Raw genomic sequence first — 15,976 nt, 5'->3', positions numbered from 1 at the left:
GAGAGGAAAAACAATGACGTTAAGCAATGTCACAGCTCTATCTCAAGTTGAAGTGCAGCAATTAGCAGCGGATTGGTATTCAAAGTTAGACGTTCACGCACCACTTGAGGAATATATCCCCATGTTGGCTGAGCAAGGCTCAGAAATGTGCTTTCCTGAAGCAACTGTCTATGGCTTTGATGGATTCAAAGATTGGTACGAGCGCGTGATTGGTATTTTTTTCGACGAAGTTCACACCTTAAAAAAAGTTCAAGTGACTCCCAAGGGAGATAAGGCTGATGTCAAAGTGGTGGTGAAATGGGAGGCTAGCGTGTGGAATCCACCAGCAGCGAAAAGCGATCGGATTACTCTAGATGCTTATCAAACCTGGGTAGTGCAGCGATCGCCTCAGACAGGAAAAGCAGTCATTGAGACGTATATTGTAGACTCTCTTGATTATTATGAGGGGTCTGCTCGGCTTTAAGGCAAGAATTTTCTACTTCCATCATCAGCATACGCGATAGGTGGAAGTGGAATTTTCAGTAGAAGAGTGTCATAAGAGATAATTTCTCGAACTATTTCGTCAATCCAGTTTAACTACAAATCAAAAGAGGTCAGACAATGGTAACTTCAACAATTTCTCCTGGGCGCAAGTTTTTCAATACCCATCTAGAGACGATCGCATCTGGAAAAGTCGATGAGATGGTAGATAGAGATTACACGGAAGACGCTGTGTTAATCACCTATTTCAACGGCTTTGCTGACATGCCCGCACCGATTACAATTCAAGGTCGTGAAAACATTAAACAGTTTTTTCATAAATACATGAAAGCGATCGGTCATATCGATCTCAAGTCTCTTGATTTTACTGAGACTGAAGATACGATTTTCTTCCAGGCTAATTTCAATAACGCTCTTGGTTCAGTGAATGCTGGAGATGCTTGGATGATGCGTGAGGGCAAAATTGCTTATCATTTTGGTTTTTGGATTTGGGCTTAATCTAAGCCACATTTTGTCTCTAACACTTGCTTGCATTCTCATCTCCTGCATAAAGGATTGCTATGAAAACACCAATGGAACAACTGCTATTGTCTCCGATGAGCAAGCTCTACAAAGAGCATATCGGTTTCATTAAAGCAAAAAATGTTGAAGGATTGCTCGACCAGTACACCGAAGATCTTCTACTAATTAGTACCCTGACTGAAAATCGCCAGCCGCTCTACATCCGTGGGCGACAGCAGCTCAAGGAGTTTTTTGAAAGCCGCATCTTCAGTTTAGAAGATTTGGAAGTCTCGCTCAACCAGTGGGCAGAGACCGAGAATACGCTGATGATGGTAGAAAGTCTCAAAACTCGCAGCACCGATGGCGTAGTTAGTGAAATGAGTTTCTACGATAATTGGGTATTGCGTGATGGTAAAATCGCCATTCACTTCGCTGGTGTCGTTCAATATCCCGATGGGTCATACGCATAGATACGTTCTTGTCCAGCTTTAGTAAGGATCTAAGTTATGGCTTGGCTCAAATTTTCTCAGATGGCAATAAGCTGCAAAGATCCAATTGCAACTGAAAAATTTTACACGAAATATTTCGGCTTCCAACGCGCTCGGGTCGCACCGCTTGGTAAGGAACAGATTGTGTTTCTGAAATTGGGTGATATGTATCTTGAGCTGATTCAAGCAAAGGAAGAATCTCTTGCTTACCAGATTCGTAACGATGGACCCGCCTACCCAGGCTGGCGACACCTGGGCTTTCAGGTCGATAATGTCGATGCTAAGCTAGCGGAAATGGGCGAGGATGCCAAAATTTCTCTAGGACCGCTCAACTTTGACGAGTTTATCCGCGGATGGCGATCGGTTTGGATTACCGATCCAAACGGTAACATTATCGAAATTAGTCAAGGATACACCGATCAGGATAATCCACCGTCTTTAGAGGCGAATGAAGTTGCTTCTATTTACTGAAAATATAAACACTGGCACATAAGAGCAAGATAGTCAAATCAAAAGATTGTCAACTTGCATCGAAATTTCGCTCCTTGCGTCAGTGTTTTTTAGTCCCTAAGCTGGAAGGCATTCTAACTAAGAGAATTTGAGCTGGCTGTGAGCTACTCAAGAGATGTAGGCACACTACACGAGCATCAGTTGATTTAGTTAACAGTAAAAGGAGCCACTATGGATTTACAAAATAAAGTAGCAATTGTTACAGGAGCTAGTAGCGGCATTGGAGCGGCGATCGCCAAAAGCTTAGACGCAGCGGGGATGAAGCTGTTGATTACAGCGCGCTCTCCAGAAAAACTGGCAGAACTTGCGGCTCAAATGAGCAATGAAACGGCGATCGTGCCAGGGGAAATCACTGATTCTGAATTGCCACAGCACTTGGTTGATGTAGCTTTAGAAAAATTGGGTCGTCTGGATGTTGTCATCAACAATGCTGGTGTAATGCATATGATGTCAATTGAGGATGCGGATATCGAAGCTCTGTGTAAAATGATCCGAATTAATTTTGAGGCTGTAGTGCGGATGAGTTACGTAGCGCTGCAATATTTCAAGCAACAAGGTAGTGGCTATATCATCAATATGTCTAGTATCTCTGGACTGAAAACGACTCCCAAGTTAGCTGTTTATGACGGTACTAAGCACGCCTTAGAAGCTTTTACTGATTCCTTGCGGATGGAGTTGGCTGGTTCTGGTATTGGTGTTGCCACAGTTGAGCCTGGTGCAGTTGCTACTAACCTGTATGACTCTTGGAAATCGCGTGGGATGAAAGGTTATGACGAGCTTGTGCCAAACCCACTTCAGAGCGAGGATGTGGCTCGTTGTGTTCGATTTATTTTGGAGCAACCAGGTAATATTCTGATTCCTAGACTTTTAGCTGTACCAGTAGCTCAGCCAGTATAGGCAGACTTTTACTGGTGTCAACGAAAGCAGTAGGGTACGCTTTGGTTATCAATTCAAAGATATTGAATATCCTTCAACCCCCTTAAAAAGGGGGCTTTAAGTTTTCTCCTTTTCCAGAGGATTAGGGGGAATCTTGCCTTAAGCAAAAAGCATTAAATTATAAACTTTACTACAGAAATCAACAAAATAAACTCTTATTGTTTTAGGTTTTATTAGTCAAAGAGTTACCCATAGTTGTAGAGAGTGCATGGCTGTTTAATCCCTACACATATGATGCACCCGAATGAAAATCATTATGTAATGTCATTCATTCTAAAATTCTATACTACTCCCTATATGATTTATGAGTCGTAAGGCTAAGTAGAATAATTACTACGATTTTAAAATTAAAATAAGAAAATTGCTACACTCAGAGTTTTTCGATAGATATTTAGCAAAAAACTAATTATAACAAAACAATTTTAACATCAGACAAAATAACAGCCCTTGTTCTTACTTAAGTCAGCTGATAAATTTAAAACATAGAGTTCTACCTTCACTTCTAGGAAGGAGAAACAAGGGACAACAATGACAACAGCTATTACTAATTTTACAGATATTCTAACTAAATTTCCTCAAGTTAGAAAATTGTGGTCAAATGTAAATGTTACAGATTTTGGACCTTACTACGAGGCTTTACAAACACGCTTGATCGATCGCATTTGGAATGATGAATTACTTAAGCAAGAAATACTAACCGATCCGAAAGCCGTTTTTGAACGAGAATCGAATATTACCTTTCCCAGCAACGTAGAAGTTAGGGTTTTAGAGGAACCAGAAGATACCTTTTACTTTGTGATTCCTGAAGCTCCGCCAGCAGAAGAGCAATGGTATCGGTACGAGCAACTTGCTACCTGGTGGATGTTGGGTCATACTTGGTGGACAACGTACTATTATCTTTGTGGTGCTGAGAAAGCAAGAGCTTACAGAGAGAACTTGCAAGCATTATGGATCGCTCGTATTTGGACAAATGAGGCTTTTCATGAGAAGATTGCCTCCAATCCAAAAGCGACGTTTGAAGCAGAAATGGGAGCAGTCTTTCCTCCCAACTTAAAGATTAAGACCCTACAGGAAACCTCAAATCTCATTTATTTCATCCTACCTAAAAATCCGCAAGTCGAGCGACTAGACAAAAATTCTACGATGGGGCAGTGGTGGCAAGTATCCCACACCTGGTGGTGGTGGTTGGTTAATTTACGTTTCCGACAGCCAGCAAAGAACACAGTAACAGGGATAGTTAGCTAAACGAAAAGCTATGTCGAGCAGCGATGTTTAGAAAAGCTGTTTTGCTACGGCGATCGCTTCTAGCTTCTGCGTCTCATTTTCAGAAAAACAATTTATGCAAAATCTTATGCAAACCTTCATCAAAGTCAATGGCAAACAGTATACGACAGACGTTGAGCCACGGTTGCTACTTGTGGATTTTCTCCGCGATATTCTAAATCTAACGGGAACAAAGAGTGGCTGCGATACGGGACAGTGTGGTGCTTGTACGGTAATGCTGAATGGAATGTCGGTAAAAAGCTGTACGGTCTTAGCAGTACAAGCTGATGGTAGCGATGTAGTGACAATTGAAGGCGTTGCTCAAAATGGTCAACTGAGTGCCTTGCAGGAAGGTTTCTGGAACATGCACGGTCTACAGTGTGGGTATTGCACGCCAGCTATGATTATGTCACTCATAGATCTATTACAAAATAACCCTAGACCTAGCGAAGCGGAAATCCGAGATTGGCTTGATGGTATCTTTTGCCGTTGTGGTGTCTACCCAAACGCGATTCGTGCCGTACATTATGCTGTGGAAAAAATGCAACCGGAATCTCTAACAGCTAAGCCAGAATCTGTAACGGTTAATGAGTTTTTACCAATTACACGAACAGCTAATGTATCCCTAAAGGCAAAAAGTCAATGAGGAATATTGTTGCTGATGTCAAACGCTGGTGGAATCAGGGTGACCCTGTGGCACTAGCAACTGTTATCTGCACTCAAGGCTCAAGTCCCAGAGAACCTGGAGCTGTCATGGCTGTATCGAGTAGCGGTGAGGTCGCTGGCTCTATTAGTGGTGGGTGTGTTGAAGGAGCAGTCGTTGAGGAAGCACTGGCAGCGATCGCACTGAATCAGCCACGGCTAGTTACCTATGGAGTGGCTGATGAACTGGGTTTTGTGGTTGGTTTGACTTGTGGAGGCACTATTCAGGTTTTCGTGGAACCCCTCCCCCAAAAGTGCTTTGGGAGTGAGCTACCAATGAGTATTGTCTTTGATGCCATCTGCAAAGCATCCGAGCAATCTATAGCACTCTGTACGTTGGTTGAGGGGACGAATGTTGGAGCTAAGATGTTAGTGACCGATCGCGGCGCGATCGCTGGTTCTCTTGGTAACGTGGAGCTAGAGCAGGTGGTGGCTCGTGACGCTCAAAGGCTGTTAACTCAGGGACTAAAAAACTTGAGCTACTACGGTGCTAACGGGGAATGCGGGCAGGCAGATGTAGCAATTTTTATTGAGTCCTTTGTACCCCAGCCGCACTTAATTGCGATCGGGGCTGTTGATTTCGCGCGATCGCTTTGTCAGCTAGGTAAGATATTAGGCTACCGGATAACCGTATGTGATGCTCGGTCTCGCTTTGCCACACCAGCACGCTTTCCTGAAGCTGACGAAATTGTCGTGAATTGGCCCGCTCAGTATCTCCAAAGCACCCAGATAGACGCTCGTACTATTATTACCGTACTCACTCACGATCCTAAATTTGATGTTCCAGCGCTGCTAGCCGCTGTACGTACCCCAGCAGCTTACATTGGTGCGATGGGAAGCCGCAAAGCCACCGCAGATCGAGTCCGTCGCCTTAAGCAGGCTGGACTTAATGAAACTGAACTGGCTCGGATTTGCGCCCCAATTGGGCTGGATATTGGTGCTAACACTTTAGAAGAGACGGCTGTGTCAATTATGGCTGAGGTTATTGCTCTTAAGAGCGGGCGTAGTGGCTGTAGGCTCTCTCAGACCCAAAAATCAATTCACGTCAAGTAAGAACATGGGACAGGTTGCTATTGCTATCCTTGCTGCTGGTAGAGGTTCTCGGTTTGGAGGGGATTCTCCTAAACCTTTAGCAATGTTTAGGGGACGATCGCTAGTTTCCTACGCTCTTAAGGCTGCTGGTGACAGCGGTCTTGCCCCAATTTTACTCGTCGTCGGTTACAATTTCCAGCAAGTAGCCACGGCAGCCTTACCAGGTGTGAATATAGTACATAACCTTCAATGGCAAAGTGGAATTGCTTCAAGTCTAAAACAGGCTGTGTGGATGTTGGAGCCGAATAGCTCTATTGATGCTCTCTGCATTGGGCTTGCCGACCAACCATTCGTCACGGCTGCTTGTTACCGTCGTCTCGTAGCTACCTATCATGAAGGAGCTTCTTTTGTGGTAGCTACCTATAAAGGAACTCGGTGCAACCCCGTCCTCCTTGCTCGTTCGTTGTGGATTGATGCCATGAAACTTGACGGGGACGAAGGAGCTAGGCAGTTGATGCGAGTTTATCCAGTTGTGGAGGTCAGTTGCGATCGCATCGGTAATCCACATGATATCGATACTAAGGACGACCTGCAACAATTGGAATCTGAAGTGATTCCCAAAAACTGGACAGAGGATTAAGCCCTGAACGACTCAAACGATGACACTAATCGGAGTATAGAGACGTGCTTCAGCACGAGCAAAGAGTTTTCCTAGCTTTTGCCCAACTGCTATTTTTAAAGTTACTAAAGCGTTTGAGATCTCAGGGGACTTCCGTGCAGGCTCTTGGTATTTAAGCTCACTTATAGGAGATAGAACGGTCTTATTCTGGGCTAAAGTTGGTGCTGGCTTTGTCACATCCAGCTCGCTCGATAATCCCGCACGAACTCTTCCATACTAATAGGCGATCGCTGCAACAAATGCCTGACATCTTCGGTAACTTTTGCTGCCAATCCCAAACGTGCTGTAGTGTAAATCCCAAGCATTACCACAATCAACCCAGGCTGTAACCCTCGAACATACATTTTCAGGGCAAAATTTAAGGTAGAAGGGTGAGTGTAAACGATTTGTCTTCCTAGAATATTTGTAAAGATCTGGGCGACTTCGTAATAGTCTAGCGCCTCACTTCCGGTTAGGGCATATGCTCGATCCTCATGTCCTGGTTCAGTCAGCACTTTTACGGCGATAGCGGCAATGTCCCGCACGTCAATAAAACTTGTCTTACCTTTACCTGCTGGGACAAAAATCTCGTTGTTATCTCTAATATCCTGACTATGCGTTGTACTCAAGTTCTGCATGAAGAAACTTGCCCGCAGAAAGGTGTACGTCAGACCGAGAAATTTAATGTATACTTCGATCTTAGCGTGGGGAACGATCGCCATGCGTTCTACTCCTAGTAGAGATAGAAAGACAATGCGATCGACACCTGCTGCTTGGGCTATTGTAAGCGCGGGATAGATATATTTCTTCACCTGCGAAATCGCAGGTGGTCTGACCAAGAACAACGTATTAATCCCCCGAAAAGCTGGCTCAAAACTCTGGGGTTGCTCAAAATCGAATTCAACTGATTCTACACCAGAAGGCAGACGAATGCGCGAAGCAGAATGACTTCGTACAGCAGCTTTGACTGAAAATCTCCGTTCGTTCAGCAAGCGCACAACTTCAGAACCAACATTGCCTGTAGCGCCCGTTACCAAAATGTTATTGCTCATTCCCGCATTCTCTTAGCTGTTTGGAGAAACTGCAAATGATGGTGTGTTGTTTTTACAGCATTAAACCTTGGAATGTCTATGGTAAAAATATTGAAGTTTGCATTACTATTCTACTGAAGATTTAATAATTGTATTGTATTTATCTATAGCCATTCTCAGTTGAATGAGGTACGTATATCTGTAGGGACGCTTTCTCTGTGCGCCCTTACGCATGTATTACACCTGCATGGGAAACGCTATATTTAGTAAATTGATATTACTCATAGTGCAATTTTGTGTTGCGCTATGGTTATCTTTCCTATCATTTAAATCCGATCGCACGCAGAGAAGGAAGCAAAAGAATGCGAACTTAGTCCGAAAGATTTAGCCTTGCGATCGCTGTTTGTAAACTCTAAACTTCTGAAAAGAAACAGCACTGTATGAGCGTTATACCGCTGTGGCTCAAGAGCGCGCATTGAAGGAGAGCGATGTCAAATGTGCGAACAGTGCAAATTAAGGACATCGATGGTGTGGAGTTTTTGTCGCTTCCTCCACTTTGTTACCGTCGAGGGGAGGCGCAATCCTCCATCAGAGCGGTCTTAGATGGTTTACGTCGAGTGTCCTCCTTCATTAATCGTTGAAAGCCGAAAAGATTGCCTTGCGGACTGAAAGCAAGCGATCGCATTCCATTGGAATCTCCCTGAAAAGTTTTGCAACATTTACTGCTGACGAGATAGACCCTAGTTAAATGCTCGTGCAGCAATTTGTTTGTTAGAGTGATGCGTTACGCCAAAAGCTAACGCATCCTACGTAGATTTCAAAAATTAAATATGAGTCCTATAGTTATCTACTTTTTGTCTTTACTATATACCGCATACAATCAAAAGAATGCTAACTCACTCAAAAAGTTTCACCCTAGCAACCTGACGCTCCCTATCTTAAGATTTTTTTAAGATTTTTTTGCACTCTTACATTTGTAGTGCAAAAATTCTGCAAATATGAGGACAAACTGATGAAAAATCATTTAGTTACGAGTACCAGTCTGGTTGCTGCCGTGAACGACAATAACCTTGAATTAGCAAAAAAATTGATTGCTAGCGGAGCGGACGCTAACCAAACGGACAGTTATGGAAATAGCCTGCTCATAATTAGTGCTGCCAATGGCGGCTCTGAAATGGTCAGGCTGTTGCTTAACTCTGGTGCTAATATTCGTGCTGTTGACTCTAGCATGAAAGGAACTGCACTTCACGCCGCTTCTTATCTGGGGTATCCAGCAGTGATGAAAGTTTTAATTGAATATGGGATCGATCTCAATGCTCAGGGTCCTTACAACGGATACTCTGCTCTCCACGATGCAGTTGTGCAAAATAATATTGAAGGGGTCAAGCTACTCGTAGATGCGGGCGCACAGTTAAATACTAGAAGCAAGTATGGGGATACCCCTTTGGAGCTAGCGATGAAATGTATGCGTAGAGAGATTGTTACCATTCTCGCATAGGTAAAAACCTAATTAATTCTCGAATGAATAACTGTCAACCTACTCTCAAAGATACGTTGCCATTCCCACGAATAGACTTAGTATCACTGGAACGTCAGCTAGTTGAAAGAATTCTACCTCGACACTCTCCAAAACCAACTCTGGCATAGCCTTCCTGCTCGCAGTATCCGCGCAGCTCAATTTCATCTCCGTCATTTAGGTAGGAACTTACCTCGCCTGTTGGTAGTTGAATCGGCTTTGAGCCACGCTGTGTGATTTCGAGTAAACATCCTTGCGTTCCTGCTTCAGCACCAGAAACTGTGCCACTGGCTAGCAAATCTCCAGAGCGGAGATTGCAACCATTACTTGAGTGGTGAGCGAGCATCTGAGCTAAAGTCCAATACATCGACTGGAAAGAAGCACGACTTAAGCGAAACGGCTGCATTTCTGCTGCACGCATTTGCTCTGAGCGGACTAGTGCTTCTACCGTAAGGTCAATGCCACCTAGTTGAGTATCATGCGCTGAGGAAAGATAAGGCAGTGGTAGCGGATCTTCCTGGGGACGTTGAAAAGATGCACAACGGAATGGTGCTAGAGCTTCTAGGGTTACTACCCAAGGAGAAATCGTCGTTGCGAAGCTTTTGGATAAGAAGGGACCGAGGGGCTGATATTCCCAAGCTTGAATATCTCTTGCCGACCAATCATTCACCAAGCAAAGCCCAAATATGTGTTCCTCCGCATCGTCAATTGAGATGGGGTGACCTAGCTGATTTCCATTACTAATGAAGAACCCAACTTCCAATTCGTAGTCCAAATGTTGAGAAAATCCGAAACTTGGCACTGACTCCCCAGAACTTTTCCTCTGACCCTTGGGACGCGCGATCTCAGTTCCGCTAGGCACGATGGAAGAAGCACGACCGTGGTAAGCGATCGGGACGTGTTTGTAGTTAGGCAGGAGTGGATTGTCGGGACGAAACAACTTACCAACATTAGTGGCATGAAAGATCGAAGCGTAGAAATCAGTATAGTCGCCAATATCTGCAGGTAATAAAAGTTCTGCCTCAGACATCGAGTAAAGAATTTTGCTTTCTAAAGGGGGATTTTGGGCATCGGCTCGTAATAGCTGACTCAAGCGATCGCGCAATGCTGAGGCTGCTCTACTTCCCATCGCCATCAATTGATTTAATTTAGGTACAGTACATGCAGCTTGTAGTTCCTGGGGAAGTTCTTGCAGCAATCCAGCTTGGCAACACGCAGTTAAATCTAAAATTTGATCGCCGATCGCCACCCCAATTCGAGAATTATTGCTGTTCCGAGGTCGAAACACGCCAAACGGCAGGTTTTGGATCGGAAAATCAGTGTCCTTTTGATTTGCCGAGTCAACCCAACTGCGTAAATTTGGATTGTGGGTGCGATCGATGGGACGGATCATAGTAAGTCAAAAGTCAAAAGTCAAAAGTTAAAAGTCAAAAATATTTCACGCACCACGCACCACTTTCTTACCAATTTAAAACATGCTTGAGGTCGTTGACTGGCTCTTGAAAGGAGCAGGAACCGAATGAGCGGAAGAAATGTTGTCGAGCTGCTTCTATCTCTAAAATATCTAAACAGCGATCGCGCCAGCAAATACTATCTTGTTTGAATTGGAAAGTGTTGCTGGATTCTTGGAGAAGTTCTAAGGCTTCTGTTGACGTGACTTTTTGCCAGTATGCGAGTGCTGCTAAAGTTGCCACATTCAAGAAGCCATGCATTAATGTGGCAGAACTGTCTGGTTCGCTAGTCAAGGGATATTGAGCTGGTAAGGGGTGGTGCAAACCTGCGGTTGCTTTAAAAGGAACTTGGGCTTCGGCAAATGAAAAGATGCATTGGCTCAATTGAGTGACGCTGGGAAAAGCATCGATGGTCGCGCCGCCAGTGCGAATTTTAGCTGCTGCACCAGTATGCCGCAGAACCTTTAGATATGGCTTTAAGTCGCTATTAAAGGGAATTTCAAAAAATGCTTCAACTCCAGTAGGAAGATTGGGCAACACTCTTTCTATTGATGAAGGTGAAAGAGGAGAAAATTCAAGAGCTGCGATCGCTACATTGTCACTATAATTGAGCGATCGCACTTGCTCGATTTCTGATTCTAGTCCAGAGAGAATAAGACTGAGCGACCAATGCTTTAAAGGAAACGCTGGTAAGAGTTCCGCGAACTCCGACAAACGGGAAATCGGGATGACAAAGCGATTGAGCATCCAAGCGTAGGGTGATGCCAAGTCTTGGACGTAATTCTCCATTGCTTGTCGCAAGTCAAGCTTTGCTGGGGGGAACAGTCCGGCATAGTCTACAACTGAGGTGAGAAGTGCTTTTAGTGATGCGAGCATTAGATCTCATTTCCTCCTGACGCTCTGGTTTAAAACGCGCCTCTATTGCTGTCCGCTGCTGTGTAATCTCTACTCTTAAATTATCCGCTACCGCTAGCAGAAGTTATACGCGAAGTTATACATCTGATTGAACCCGATCGCAAACAGACCGCTTTCATACTATGAATACTAATCAATTATTGATTAGTGTTCATAACTCAAGGGGTGTAACGCGAAAAAGTGGAGTCAGACCAATTTTTCGAGAGTATGCATCTTGATATGAATAGACTCAAAAAACCAAGCATGATTCAACTGGATTACAAGGAGCGATCGTTATGGTGAAACTTCTCAATCTACGGAATTTGGTTGACCAATGGTTTGATAATATAGAGGTGCGCGATCGCAAGATTGCCAAGTTATTATGCCAGTCGATCCCAGCAAGTTGTCCTTTTGAACGAGACATTAAGCTTTTTGGTCGTACTTTATTTCACATTCCACCTCTGTGCAAGCTAAATCCTTTTTACGAGCAATTGGTTAGCCTTCGGTTCAAGGCTCTGTCCTATCTAACGAATGAATCTGATAAAGATAAAGCACTATATTGCTACTAATGAGAGTGCCTTACGGCAAACAAGTTTTACTAAGCGATCTTTTGAAGCAAGAAAGATCTCCCCAAACTACTGCCGCAATTGTAGACAGTCAGTCGGTAAAACTAGCGCAGCGCGAGCGTAGTTATCGCTATTCTGCTGACCCCTGCCGCTAATAGAAAAGTCCCAGTTGCTTCACTGGGACTACGCTCGGATTTACCTAATTAGCTGTAGCGTATAGATATAGCCTCAAGCTCTAACTTCAAACCTGAGCTGTTTCATCTTCACCTAACTGCTGTTCTACTTTACCAATCGCCGCATTAATGCCCGCTAATTTGGTTTCTAGATCGTCTCGCATCCACTTGAGAAACCGAAGCCTACGTTCTAAAAAGCTTTTGCGAGACATAGGTTCGCCACCGTAGCAGCTACTACCCCAAAAAGGAAACATAGCTTACCTCAAAAAGTTATTTCTATTTATTATTGTGTCTCTATTCGCACTGCGGCGGGTAGGAAAATCGTAGAGAGAAAACCGATCTATGTCAGCCTGTCCCCATCGCAGCTTCTTCGTCTTCATCGCGATGCCGAGGGTGAAACGCGCTTGTCGCGACCATCGCCCATATACCAGCAGTCTTTCTCGCAGTCCAAACCACCAAAAGGGGGGTTTTTGTGGCTCAATAATATATAGGATAACAAGCAAAGATTTTTAATGTCCCCGATCGCTTTTCCCTAATGACATGGAATCAAAAATTGGTAGGGTTTTGCTAATAGGAGTGACTGGCGGCACTGGCAAAAACGCAGTCAAGGGATTTCTTGATACTGGAGTTACTGACTTACACGCCATCACTAGAAAAATCGACCTGAGCCGCCCTAATTTGTCAAAAATAAGTGATGCAGGCGTTGAGCTAGTTGAGGCTAACTTGGATGATGAAGCATCGCTTCAAGCAGCTTTGAAGGGAATTTCGGCTGTCTACTGCCACGGTTTGTCTGCCGATGCTGCTAAACCCGATCCACAAGAGATCGAGAGAGCGCACCGACTGGCACGAGCGGCTGTTGATGCCAAGATCGAGCATTTGGTGTATAACTCCGCAGGTGGGGCAGAGAGAAATTCTGGAGTCAGCCATATCGAGCAGAAGTATCAGGTGGAGCAAGTTTTCAAACAGGCTGGCTTGCCAACAACTATGCTCAGAGCTTGTCTATTTATGGAAGAGTTTTGGAAGAAGTACACGCGACCATCCATCCTTAAAGGGGTCTTCTCCTTTTCGCTTCAGCCCGACAGACCGCTACATCTAATTACAACGAGGGATATGGGACGCATTGCTGCTTATGTCATGAAAAATGCACAAAAGTACATTGGTCAAGAAATTGAGCTGGCAGGCGACGTGCTAACTCCTTTACAAATGGCGCAGAGCTTCTCAGAAGCACAGTCCATGCCAGTTGTCTACAGAGAAATACCTGCATGGATATTTCTACTTCTTTGGCGATGGGAACTATTTGCCCTGATTAAGTGGTATCGCACGCAAGGCTATCAAGCCGATGTTAGGCGCTTAAGAGAAGCGGAATTTCCCAGACTCCTGACTACATTCAGTGAATTTCTGGCAGAAACTCACTGGGCAAACAAAGAACTTACTTACGAAAATCTGTGAGCGGAGGCGATCGCCCCCCAGCCCTTCTAATCCTATCATCAAGCTTCGGCACTTTCCGCACCGTGCGCGTGCAAGCAGTGGTAGAGGGTTCTGCAAGTGAATTGGCGGATAAGCTAGAGCTGACCAGCGAACTGAAATCGCAGCGAAGCAGAGAGCATCGCGCTGTTAGGCGGTTCCTTTATCAATACTTTGGGTAGAGGAAATCCTACACTAGGACTTGCCATAATGGCAGGTTCTACCCTACTGTCCAACTTCCAAGACAATACTACCGAGATTGGTGAGGCTTTAGGCATCGATGAATTACGCTTGTTTCCTACCATCGTCACCGAACCAGAAGAACAGGCATCTGTCCTCGGTTTAGCAGCAGAAGCAGTGTTTGACATCACCAACGATTTCTCTATCTCCTTCTCGCGGGTATTTGCTGCTGACGCTCCCTGGCGTTACAACTTGATTTATCGCCTCAACGACCAAATCTTGGTACGTGCCTCTACCAATTTGAGCGGCGAGAGTCAGTTGCTAGTAGAGTACGAGGCAAGATTTTAATGGCATCATAACCGTGTTGCAACAACTTCTGACCAGTAAATTCTTTAAATCTTTGGGAATTACACTTTCTTTGTTGTTATTTCCAGCTACAGGAGTACAAACCGCAGTCGCAGCCGATCGCATTTACGCGACATACGGCGCTTTTGAAAGTTCTGTGGCGATCGAGGATTTGGCAGAGTTTGCCAAAACAGGCGAAATTAAGGGCGGACTGATCGATTATGCCCGCAGGCTCAACCCCGCACAGATGGAGCGGCTGCGACGCATATTGACTACACCAGTCGATCTGGGTCCGGTGGCAATCTCTCAATTTCTTTACTCCTCGATTGGCGAAACTTTATTACAACGACTGGGACAACTGATTCGGACTGAAGCAAGACTGCCTGGATTTTATGCAATTCGCTCGGCTCTCATCGTAGCAGCGGCAGAAAATCGTCAAGGCTTTACCTTACTCGATGTCTTGCGTCAGTTTCCCACAAATGGCATTCGAGTCAATCTGGGGCAAAGTTTAGAGATTGTAGAGGAATTACAAGCTGTAATCAATCGCACGAATCAAGCGATCGCTCTAGTGCAGAGACAATCCGCGGCTGCGATCGCCCAACAGCCTGCCAATTTCTCCCAATTACCAGACTTACGCCAACGCGGAAGTTTTACTTGGACGAAACGCACCTTAGAACTTTACGATCGCAGCCGCGATCGCGCCTTTATTGCCGATTTTTATTTACCAAGGGAGCAGGGAGTAGGGAGCAGGGAGCAGGGGGAAGAGAGAACAAGGGGACAAGGGAGACAAGGCGGACAAGGAAGTAATTACCAATTACCGATTACCGATTACCAATTACCAACCACCAATTCCCCTCGCTTCCCAGTCATTGTCATTTCACACGGTTTAGGCTCAGACCGCAACACCTTTAGATATCTCGCCCAGCAGCTAGCCAGTTACGGTTTTGCCGTTGCCGTTCCCGAACATCCAAATAGCAATGCCGAACAACTGCGATCGCTCCTTAATGGTCGCGCTAGTGCCGTCACGCCTCCAAGGGAGTTTATCAATCGTCCGCTGGATGTATCCTATTTGCTCGATGTTTTGGCACAAATCGATCGCGCCGATCCGTCTTTTGCCCTCAACTTACAACAAGTCGGAGTTGTCGGGCATTCCTACGGCGGTTATACAGCATTAGCTTTAGCAGGTGCTAAGCTGAATTTCGACCAACTGCAACAAGATTGTCAAAATCTGGGCGAGACTTTTAATTTATCTCTACTGCTTCAGTGCCGGACTTTGGAATTACCGCGCACCCAGTATAATTTGCGGGATCGAAGAATCAAGGCAGCGATCGCGATTAATCCTATTGCTAGCGCCCTTTTTGGTAAAGCTGGATTGAGTCAAGTCAAAATCCCCGTGACGATCGCTAGTAGTAGTGATGATAAAGTTGCGCCAGCTTTACCAGAGCAAATTTTGCCCTTTACGTGGCTGAGTACCAAAAATAAATATCTGCTTCTACTCGCAGGTGGAACCCACTTTTCTGCTGCCGATAAATCCGATCCAGGCAGCGAACCCTTACCCATTCCCGAATCAGTTATTGGTCCAGACCCCACCTTGGCTCATCGCTATCTGGGAGCTTGGAGCGTGGCTTTTTTTGAGACTTATGTAGCACTTTCGCAGCAATACCGTCCCTATCTGAGTGCTGATTACGCTCGGTCTATTAGTCAAATGCCTTTAACTCTGAGCTTAGTACAATCTCTACCTTTAGATAGTTTGACTCAATAAATCAGACGATATCTACCGTTTGGC

Annotated in this window: 21 protein-coding genes; 16 read left to right on the top strand and 5 right to left on the bottom strand. The window is 44.9% G+C overall.

Going from position 1 to position 15,976, the window contains the following annotated elements; all coding sequences use genetic code 11:
• The first annotated feature begins 13 nt into the window (after positions 1 to 13).
• The 9 genes from N4J56_RS16455 (at position 14) to N4J56_RS16415 (ending at position 6,552) form a co-directional block, all read left to right on the top strand.
• Positions 14 to 463 (top strand): hypothetical protein, encoded by a 450-nt coding sequence (locus tag N4J56_RS16455; protein ID WP_317107413.1) that lies wholly within the window; start codon positions 14 to 16, stop codon positions 461 to 463.
• 137 nt (positions 464 to 600) lie between these two features.
• Positions 601 to 978, top strand: a complete 378-nt coding sequence (locus tag N4J56_RS16450) for a hypothetical protein (protein WP_317107412.1) — start codon at positions 601 to 603, stop codon at positions 976 to 978.
• Positions 979 to 1,040: 62 nt separating this feature from the next.
• Complete coding sequence (locus tag N4J56_RS16445) at positions 1,041 to 1,451, top strand: nuclear transport factor 2 family protein (protein WP_317107411.1); 411 nt, start codon at positions 1,041 to 1,043, stop codon at positions 1,449 to 1,451.
• A gap of 36 nt (positions 1,452 to 1,487) precedes the next feature.
• Positions 1,488 to 1,940 carry a VOC family protein gene (locus tag N4J56_RS16440; protein ID WP_317107410.1) on the top strand — a complete coding sequence of 151 codons (453 nt, stop codon included), beginning with the start codon at positions 1,488 to 1,490 and terminating at the stop codon, positions 1,938 to 1,940.
• 210 nt (positions 1,941 to 2,150) lie between these two features.
• Positions 2,151 to 2,876: an SDR family oxidoreductase gene (locus tag N4J56_RS16435; RefSeq protein WP_317107409.1), complete on the top strand. Its 726-nt coding sequence runs from the start codon at positions 2,151 to 2,153 to the stop codon at positions 2,874 to 2,876.
• A gap of 567 nt (positions 2,877 to 3,443) precedes the next feature.
• Positions 3,444 to 4,160 (top strand): NHLP leader peptide family RiPP precursor, encoded by a 717-nt coding sequence (locus tag N4J56_RS16430; protein WP_317107408.1) that lies wholly within the window; start codon positions 3,444 to 3,446, stop codon positions 4,158 to 4,160.
• A gap of 106 nt (positions 4,161 to 4,266) precedes the next feature.
• Positions 4,267 to 4,824, top strand: coding sequence for a (2Fe-2S)-binding protein (locus N4J56_RS16425; protein ID WP_317107407.1), 558 nt, complete (start codon positions 4,267 to 4,269; stop codon positions 4,822 to 4,824).
• Complete coding sequence (locus N4J56_RS16420) at positions 4,821 to 5,933, top strand: XdhC/CoxI family protein (protein WP_317107406.1); 1,113 nt, start codon at positions 4,821 to 4,823, stop codon at positions 5,931 to 5,933. The genes N4J56_RS16425 and N4J56_RS16420 overlap by 4 nt, the downstream gene beginning before the upstream one ends.
• 4 nt (positions 5,934 to 5,937) lie before the next feature.
• Positions 5,938 to 6,552 carry a nucleotidyltransferase family protein gene (locus tag N4J56_RS16415; protein ID WP_317107405.1) on the top strand — a complete coding sequence of 205 codons (615 nt, stop codon included), beginning with the start codon at positions 5,938 to 5,940 and terminating at the stop codon, positions 6,550 to 6,552.
• Between the two features lie 212 nt (positions 6,553 to 6,764).
• Here the strand turns inward: N4J56_RS16415 and N4J56_RS16410 are convergent, their stop codons facing one another.
• Positions 6,765 to 7,622 carry an SDR family oxidoreductase gene (locus N4J56_RS16410; RefSeq protein ID WP_317107404.1) on the bottom strand — a complete coding sequence of 286 codons (858 nt, stop codon included), beginning with the start codon at positions 7,620 to 7,622 and terminating at the stop codon, positions 6,765 to 6,767.
• A gap of 991 nt (positions 7,623 to 8,613) precedes the next feature.
• Between N4J56_RS16410 and N4J56_RS16405 the strand changes: the two genes are divergently transcribed.
• Positions 8,614 to 9,099 (top strand): ankyrin repeat domain-containing protein, encoded by a 486-nt coding sequence (locus tag N4J56_RS16405; RefSeq protein ID WP_317107403.1) that lies wholly within the window; start codon positions 8,614 to 8,616, stop codon positions 9,097 to 9,099.
• A gap of 94 nt (positions 9,100 to 9,193) precedes the next feature.
• Here the strand turns inward: N4J56_RS16405 and fahA are convergent, their stop codons facing one another.
• Positions 9,194 to 10,510, bottom strand: a complete 1,317-nt coding sequence (gene fahA / locus N4J56_RS16400; RefSeq protein WP_317107402.1) for a fumarylacetoacetase — start codon at positions 10,508 to 10,510, stop codon at positions 9,194 to 9,196.
• Positions 10,511 to 10,577: 67 nt separating this feature from the next.
• Entirely contained in the window at positions 10,578 to 11,444 is an 867-nt protein-coding gene (locus N4J56_RS16395) for a hypothetical protein (protein WP_317107401.1), read from the bottom strand.
• A 314-nt stretch (positions 11,445 to 11,758) separates the two neighbouring features.
• Between N4J56_RS16395 and N4J56_RS16390 the strand changes: the two genes are divergently transcribed.
• Positions 11,759 to 12,031, top strand: a complete 273-nt coding sequence (locus N4J56_RS16390; protein ID WP_317107400.1) for a Mo-dependent nitrogenase C-terminal domain-containing protein — start codon at positions 11,759 to 11,761, stop codon at positions 12,029 to 12,031.
• Complete coding sequence (locus N4J56_RS16385; RefSeq protein ID WP_317107399.1) at positions 12,031 to 12,183, top strand: hypothetical protein; 153 nt, start codon at positions 12,031 to 12,033, stop codon at positions 12,181 to 12,183. Before N4J56_RS16390 ends, N4J56_RS16385 begins: the two co-directional genes overlap by 1 nt.
• Positions 12,184 to 12,269: 86 nt before the next feature.
• On the opposite strand, the gene N4J56_RS16380 is transcribed toward N4J56_RS16385, so the two are convergent.
• The gene (locus N4J56_RS16380) at positions 12,270 to 12,455 is read right to left on the bottom strand and encodes a hypothetical protein (RefSeq protein WP_039714341.1); all 186 of its coding nucleotides are present in this window, start codon (positions 12,453 to 12,455) and stop codon (positions 12,270 to 12,272) included.
• A 3-nt stretch (positions 12,456 to 12,458) separates the two neighbouring features.
• Positions 12,459 to 12,704 carry a hypothetical protein gene (locus N4J56_RS16375; protein ID WP_317107398.1) on the bottom strand — a complete coding sequence of 82 codons (246 nt, stop codon included), beginning with the start codon at positions 12,702 to 12,704 and terminating at the stop codon, positions 12,459 to 12,461.
• A 37-nt stretch (positions 12,705 to 12,741) separates the two neighbouring features.
• Here N4J56_RS16375 and N4J56_RS16370 point away from each other — a divergent pair, with 37 nt between their 5' ends.
• From N4J56_RS16370 to N4J56_RS16355, 4 genes are read left to right on the top strand one after another with little or no spacing between them, the layout of a single operon-like run.
• Positions 12,742 to 13,650 carry an NmrA family NAD(P)-binding protein gene (locus tag N4J56_RS16370; protein WP_317107397.1) on the top strand — a complete coding sequence of 303 codons (909 nt, stop codon included), beginning with the start codon at positions 12,742 to 12,744 and terminating at the stop codon, positions 13,648 to 13,650.
• A complete protein-coding gene (locus N4J56_RS16365; RefSeq protein WP_317107396.1) occupies positions 13,647 to 13,847 on the top strand; it encodes a hypothetical protein in 201 nt (66 codons plus the stop codon). The genes N4J56_RS16370 and N4J56_RS16365 overlap by 4 nt, the downstream gene beginning before the upstream one ends.
• Entirely contained in the window at positions 13,840 to 14,193 is a 354-nt protein-coding gene (locus tag N4J56_RS16360) for a translocation/assembly module TamB domain-containing protein (RefSeq protein WP_317107395.1), read from the top strand. Before N4J56_RS16365 ends, N4J56_RS16360 begins: the two co-directional genes overlap by 8 nt.
• A gap of 13 nt (positions 14,194 to 14,206) precedes the next feature.
• Entirely contained in the window at positions 14,207 to 15,952 is a 1,746-nt protein-coding gene (locus N4J56_RS16355) for an alpha/beta hydrolase (protein ID WP_317107394.1), read from the top strand.
• Positions 15,953 to 15,976: the final 24 nt, after the last annotated feature.

The organism is Chroococcidiopsis sp. SAG 2025, from assembly GCF_032860985.1.
GTDB lineage: Bacteria > Cyanobacteriota > Cyanobacteriia > Cyanobacteriales > Chroococcidiopsidaceae > Chroococcidiopsis.
The sequence above is the reverse complement of the archived record's forward strand: the minus strand, read 5'-3'. Positions and strand labels throughout refer to the sequence as shown.

Coding starts and splice junctions, on each gene's coding strand:
- N4J56_RS16455 (WP_317107413.1), top strand. CDS start 14: ATGACGTTAAGCAATGTCACAGCTCTATCTCAAGTTGAAGTGCAGCAA.
- N4J56_RS16450 (WP_317107412.1), top strand. CDS start 601: ATGGTAACTTCAACAATTTCTCCTGGGCGCAAGTTTTTCAATACCCAT.
- N4J56_RS16445 (WP_317107411.1), top strand. CDS start 1,041: ATGAAAACACCAATGGAACAACTGCTATTGTCTCCGATGAGCAAGCTC.
- N4J56_RS16440 (WP_317107410.1), top strand. CDS start 1,488: ATGGCTTGGCTCAAATTTTCTCAGATGGCAATAAGCTGCAAAGATCCA.
- N4J56_RS16435 (WP_317107409.1), top strand. CDS start 2,151: ATGGATTTACAAAATAAAGTAGCAATTGTTACAGGAGCTAGTAGCGGC.
- N4J56_RS16430 (WP_317107408.1), top strand. CDS start 3,444: ATGACAACAGCTATTACTAATTTTACAGATATTCTAACTAAATTTCCT.
- N4J56_RS16425 (WP_317107407.1), top strand. CDS start 4,267: ATGCAAACCTTCATCAAAGTCAATGGCAAACAGTATACGACAGACGTT.
- N4J56_RS16420 (WP_317107406.1), top strand. CDS start 4,821: ATGAGGAATATTGTTGCTGATGTCAAACGCTGGTGGAATCAGGGTGAC.
- N4J56_RS16415 (WP_317107405.1), top strand. CDS start 5,938: ATGGGACAGGTTGCTATTGCTATCCTTGCTGCTGGTAGAGGTTCTCGG.
- N4J56_RS16410 (WP_317107404.1), bottom strand. CDS start 7,622: ATGAGCAATAACATTTTGGTAACGGGCGCTACAGGCAATGTTGGTTCT.
- N4J56_RS16405 (WP_317107403.1), top strand. CDS start 8,614: ATGAAAAATCATTTAGTTACGAGTACCAGTCTGGTTGCTGCCGTGAAC.
- fahA (WP_317107402.1), bottom strand. CDS start 10,510: ATGATCCGTCCCATCGATCGCACCCACAATCCAAATTTACGCAGTTGG.
- N4J56_RS16395 (WP_317107401.1), bottom strand. CDS start 11,444: ATGCTCGCATCACTAAAAGCACTTCTCACCTCAGTTGTAGACTATGCC.
- N4J56_RS16390 (WP_317107400.1), top strand. CDS start 11,759: ATGGTGAAACTTCTCAATCTACGGAATTTGGTTGACCAATGGTTTGAT.
- N4J56_RS16385 (WP_317107399.1), top strand. CDS start 12,031: ATGAGAGTGCCTTACGGCAAACAAGTTTTACTAAGCGATCTTTTGAAG.
- N4J56_RS16380 (WP_039714341.1), bottom strand. CDS start 12,455: ATGTTTCCTTTTTGGGGTAGTAGCTGCTACGGTGGCGAACCTATGTCT.
- N4J56_RS16370 (WP_317107397.1), top strand. CDS start 12,742: ATGGAATCAAAAATTGGTAGGGTTTTGCTAATAGGAGTGACTGGCGGC.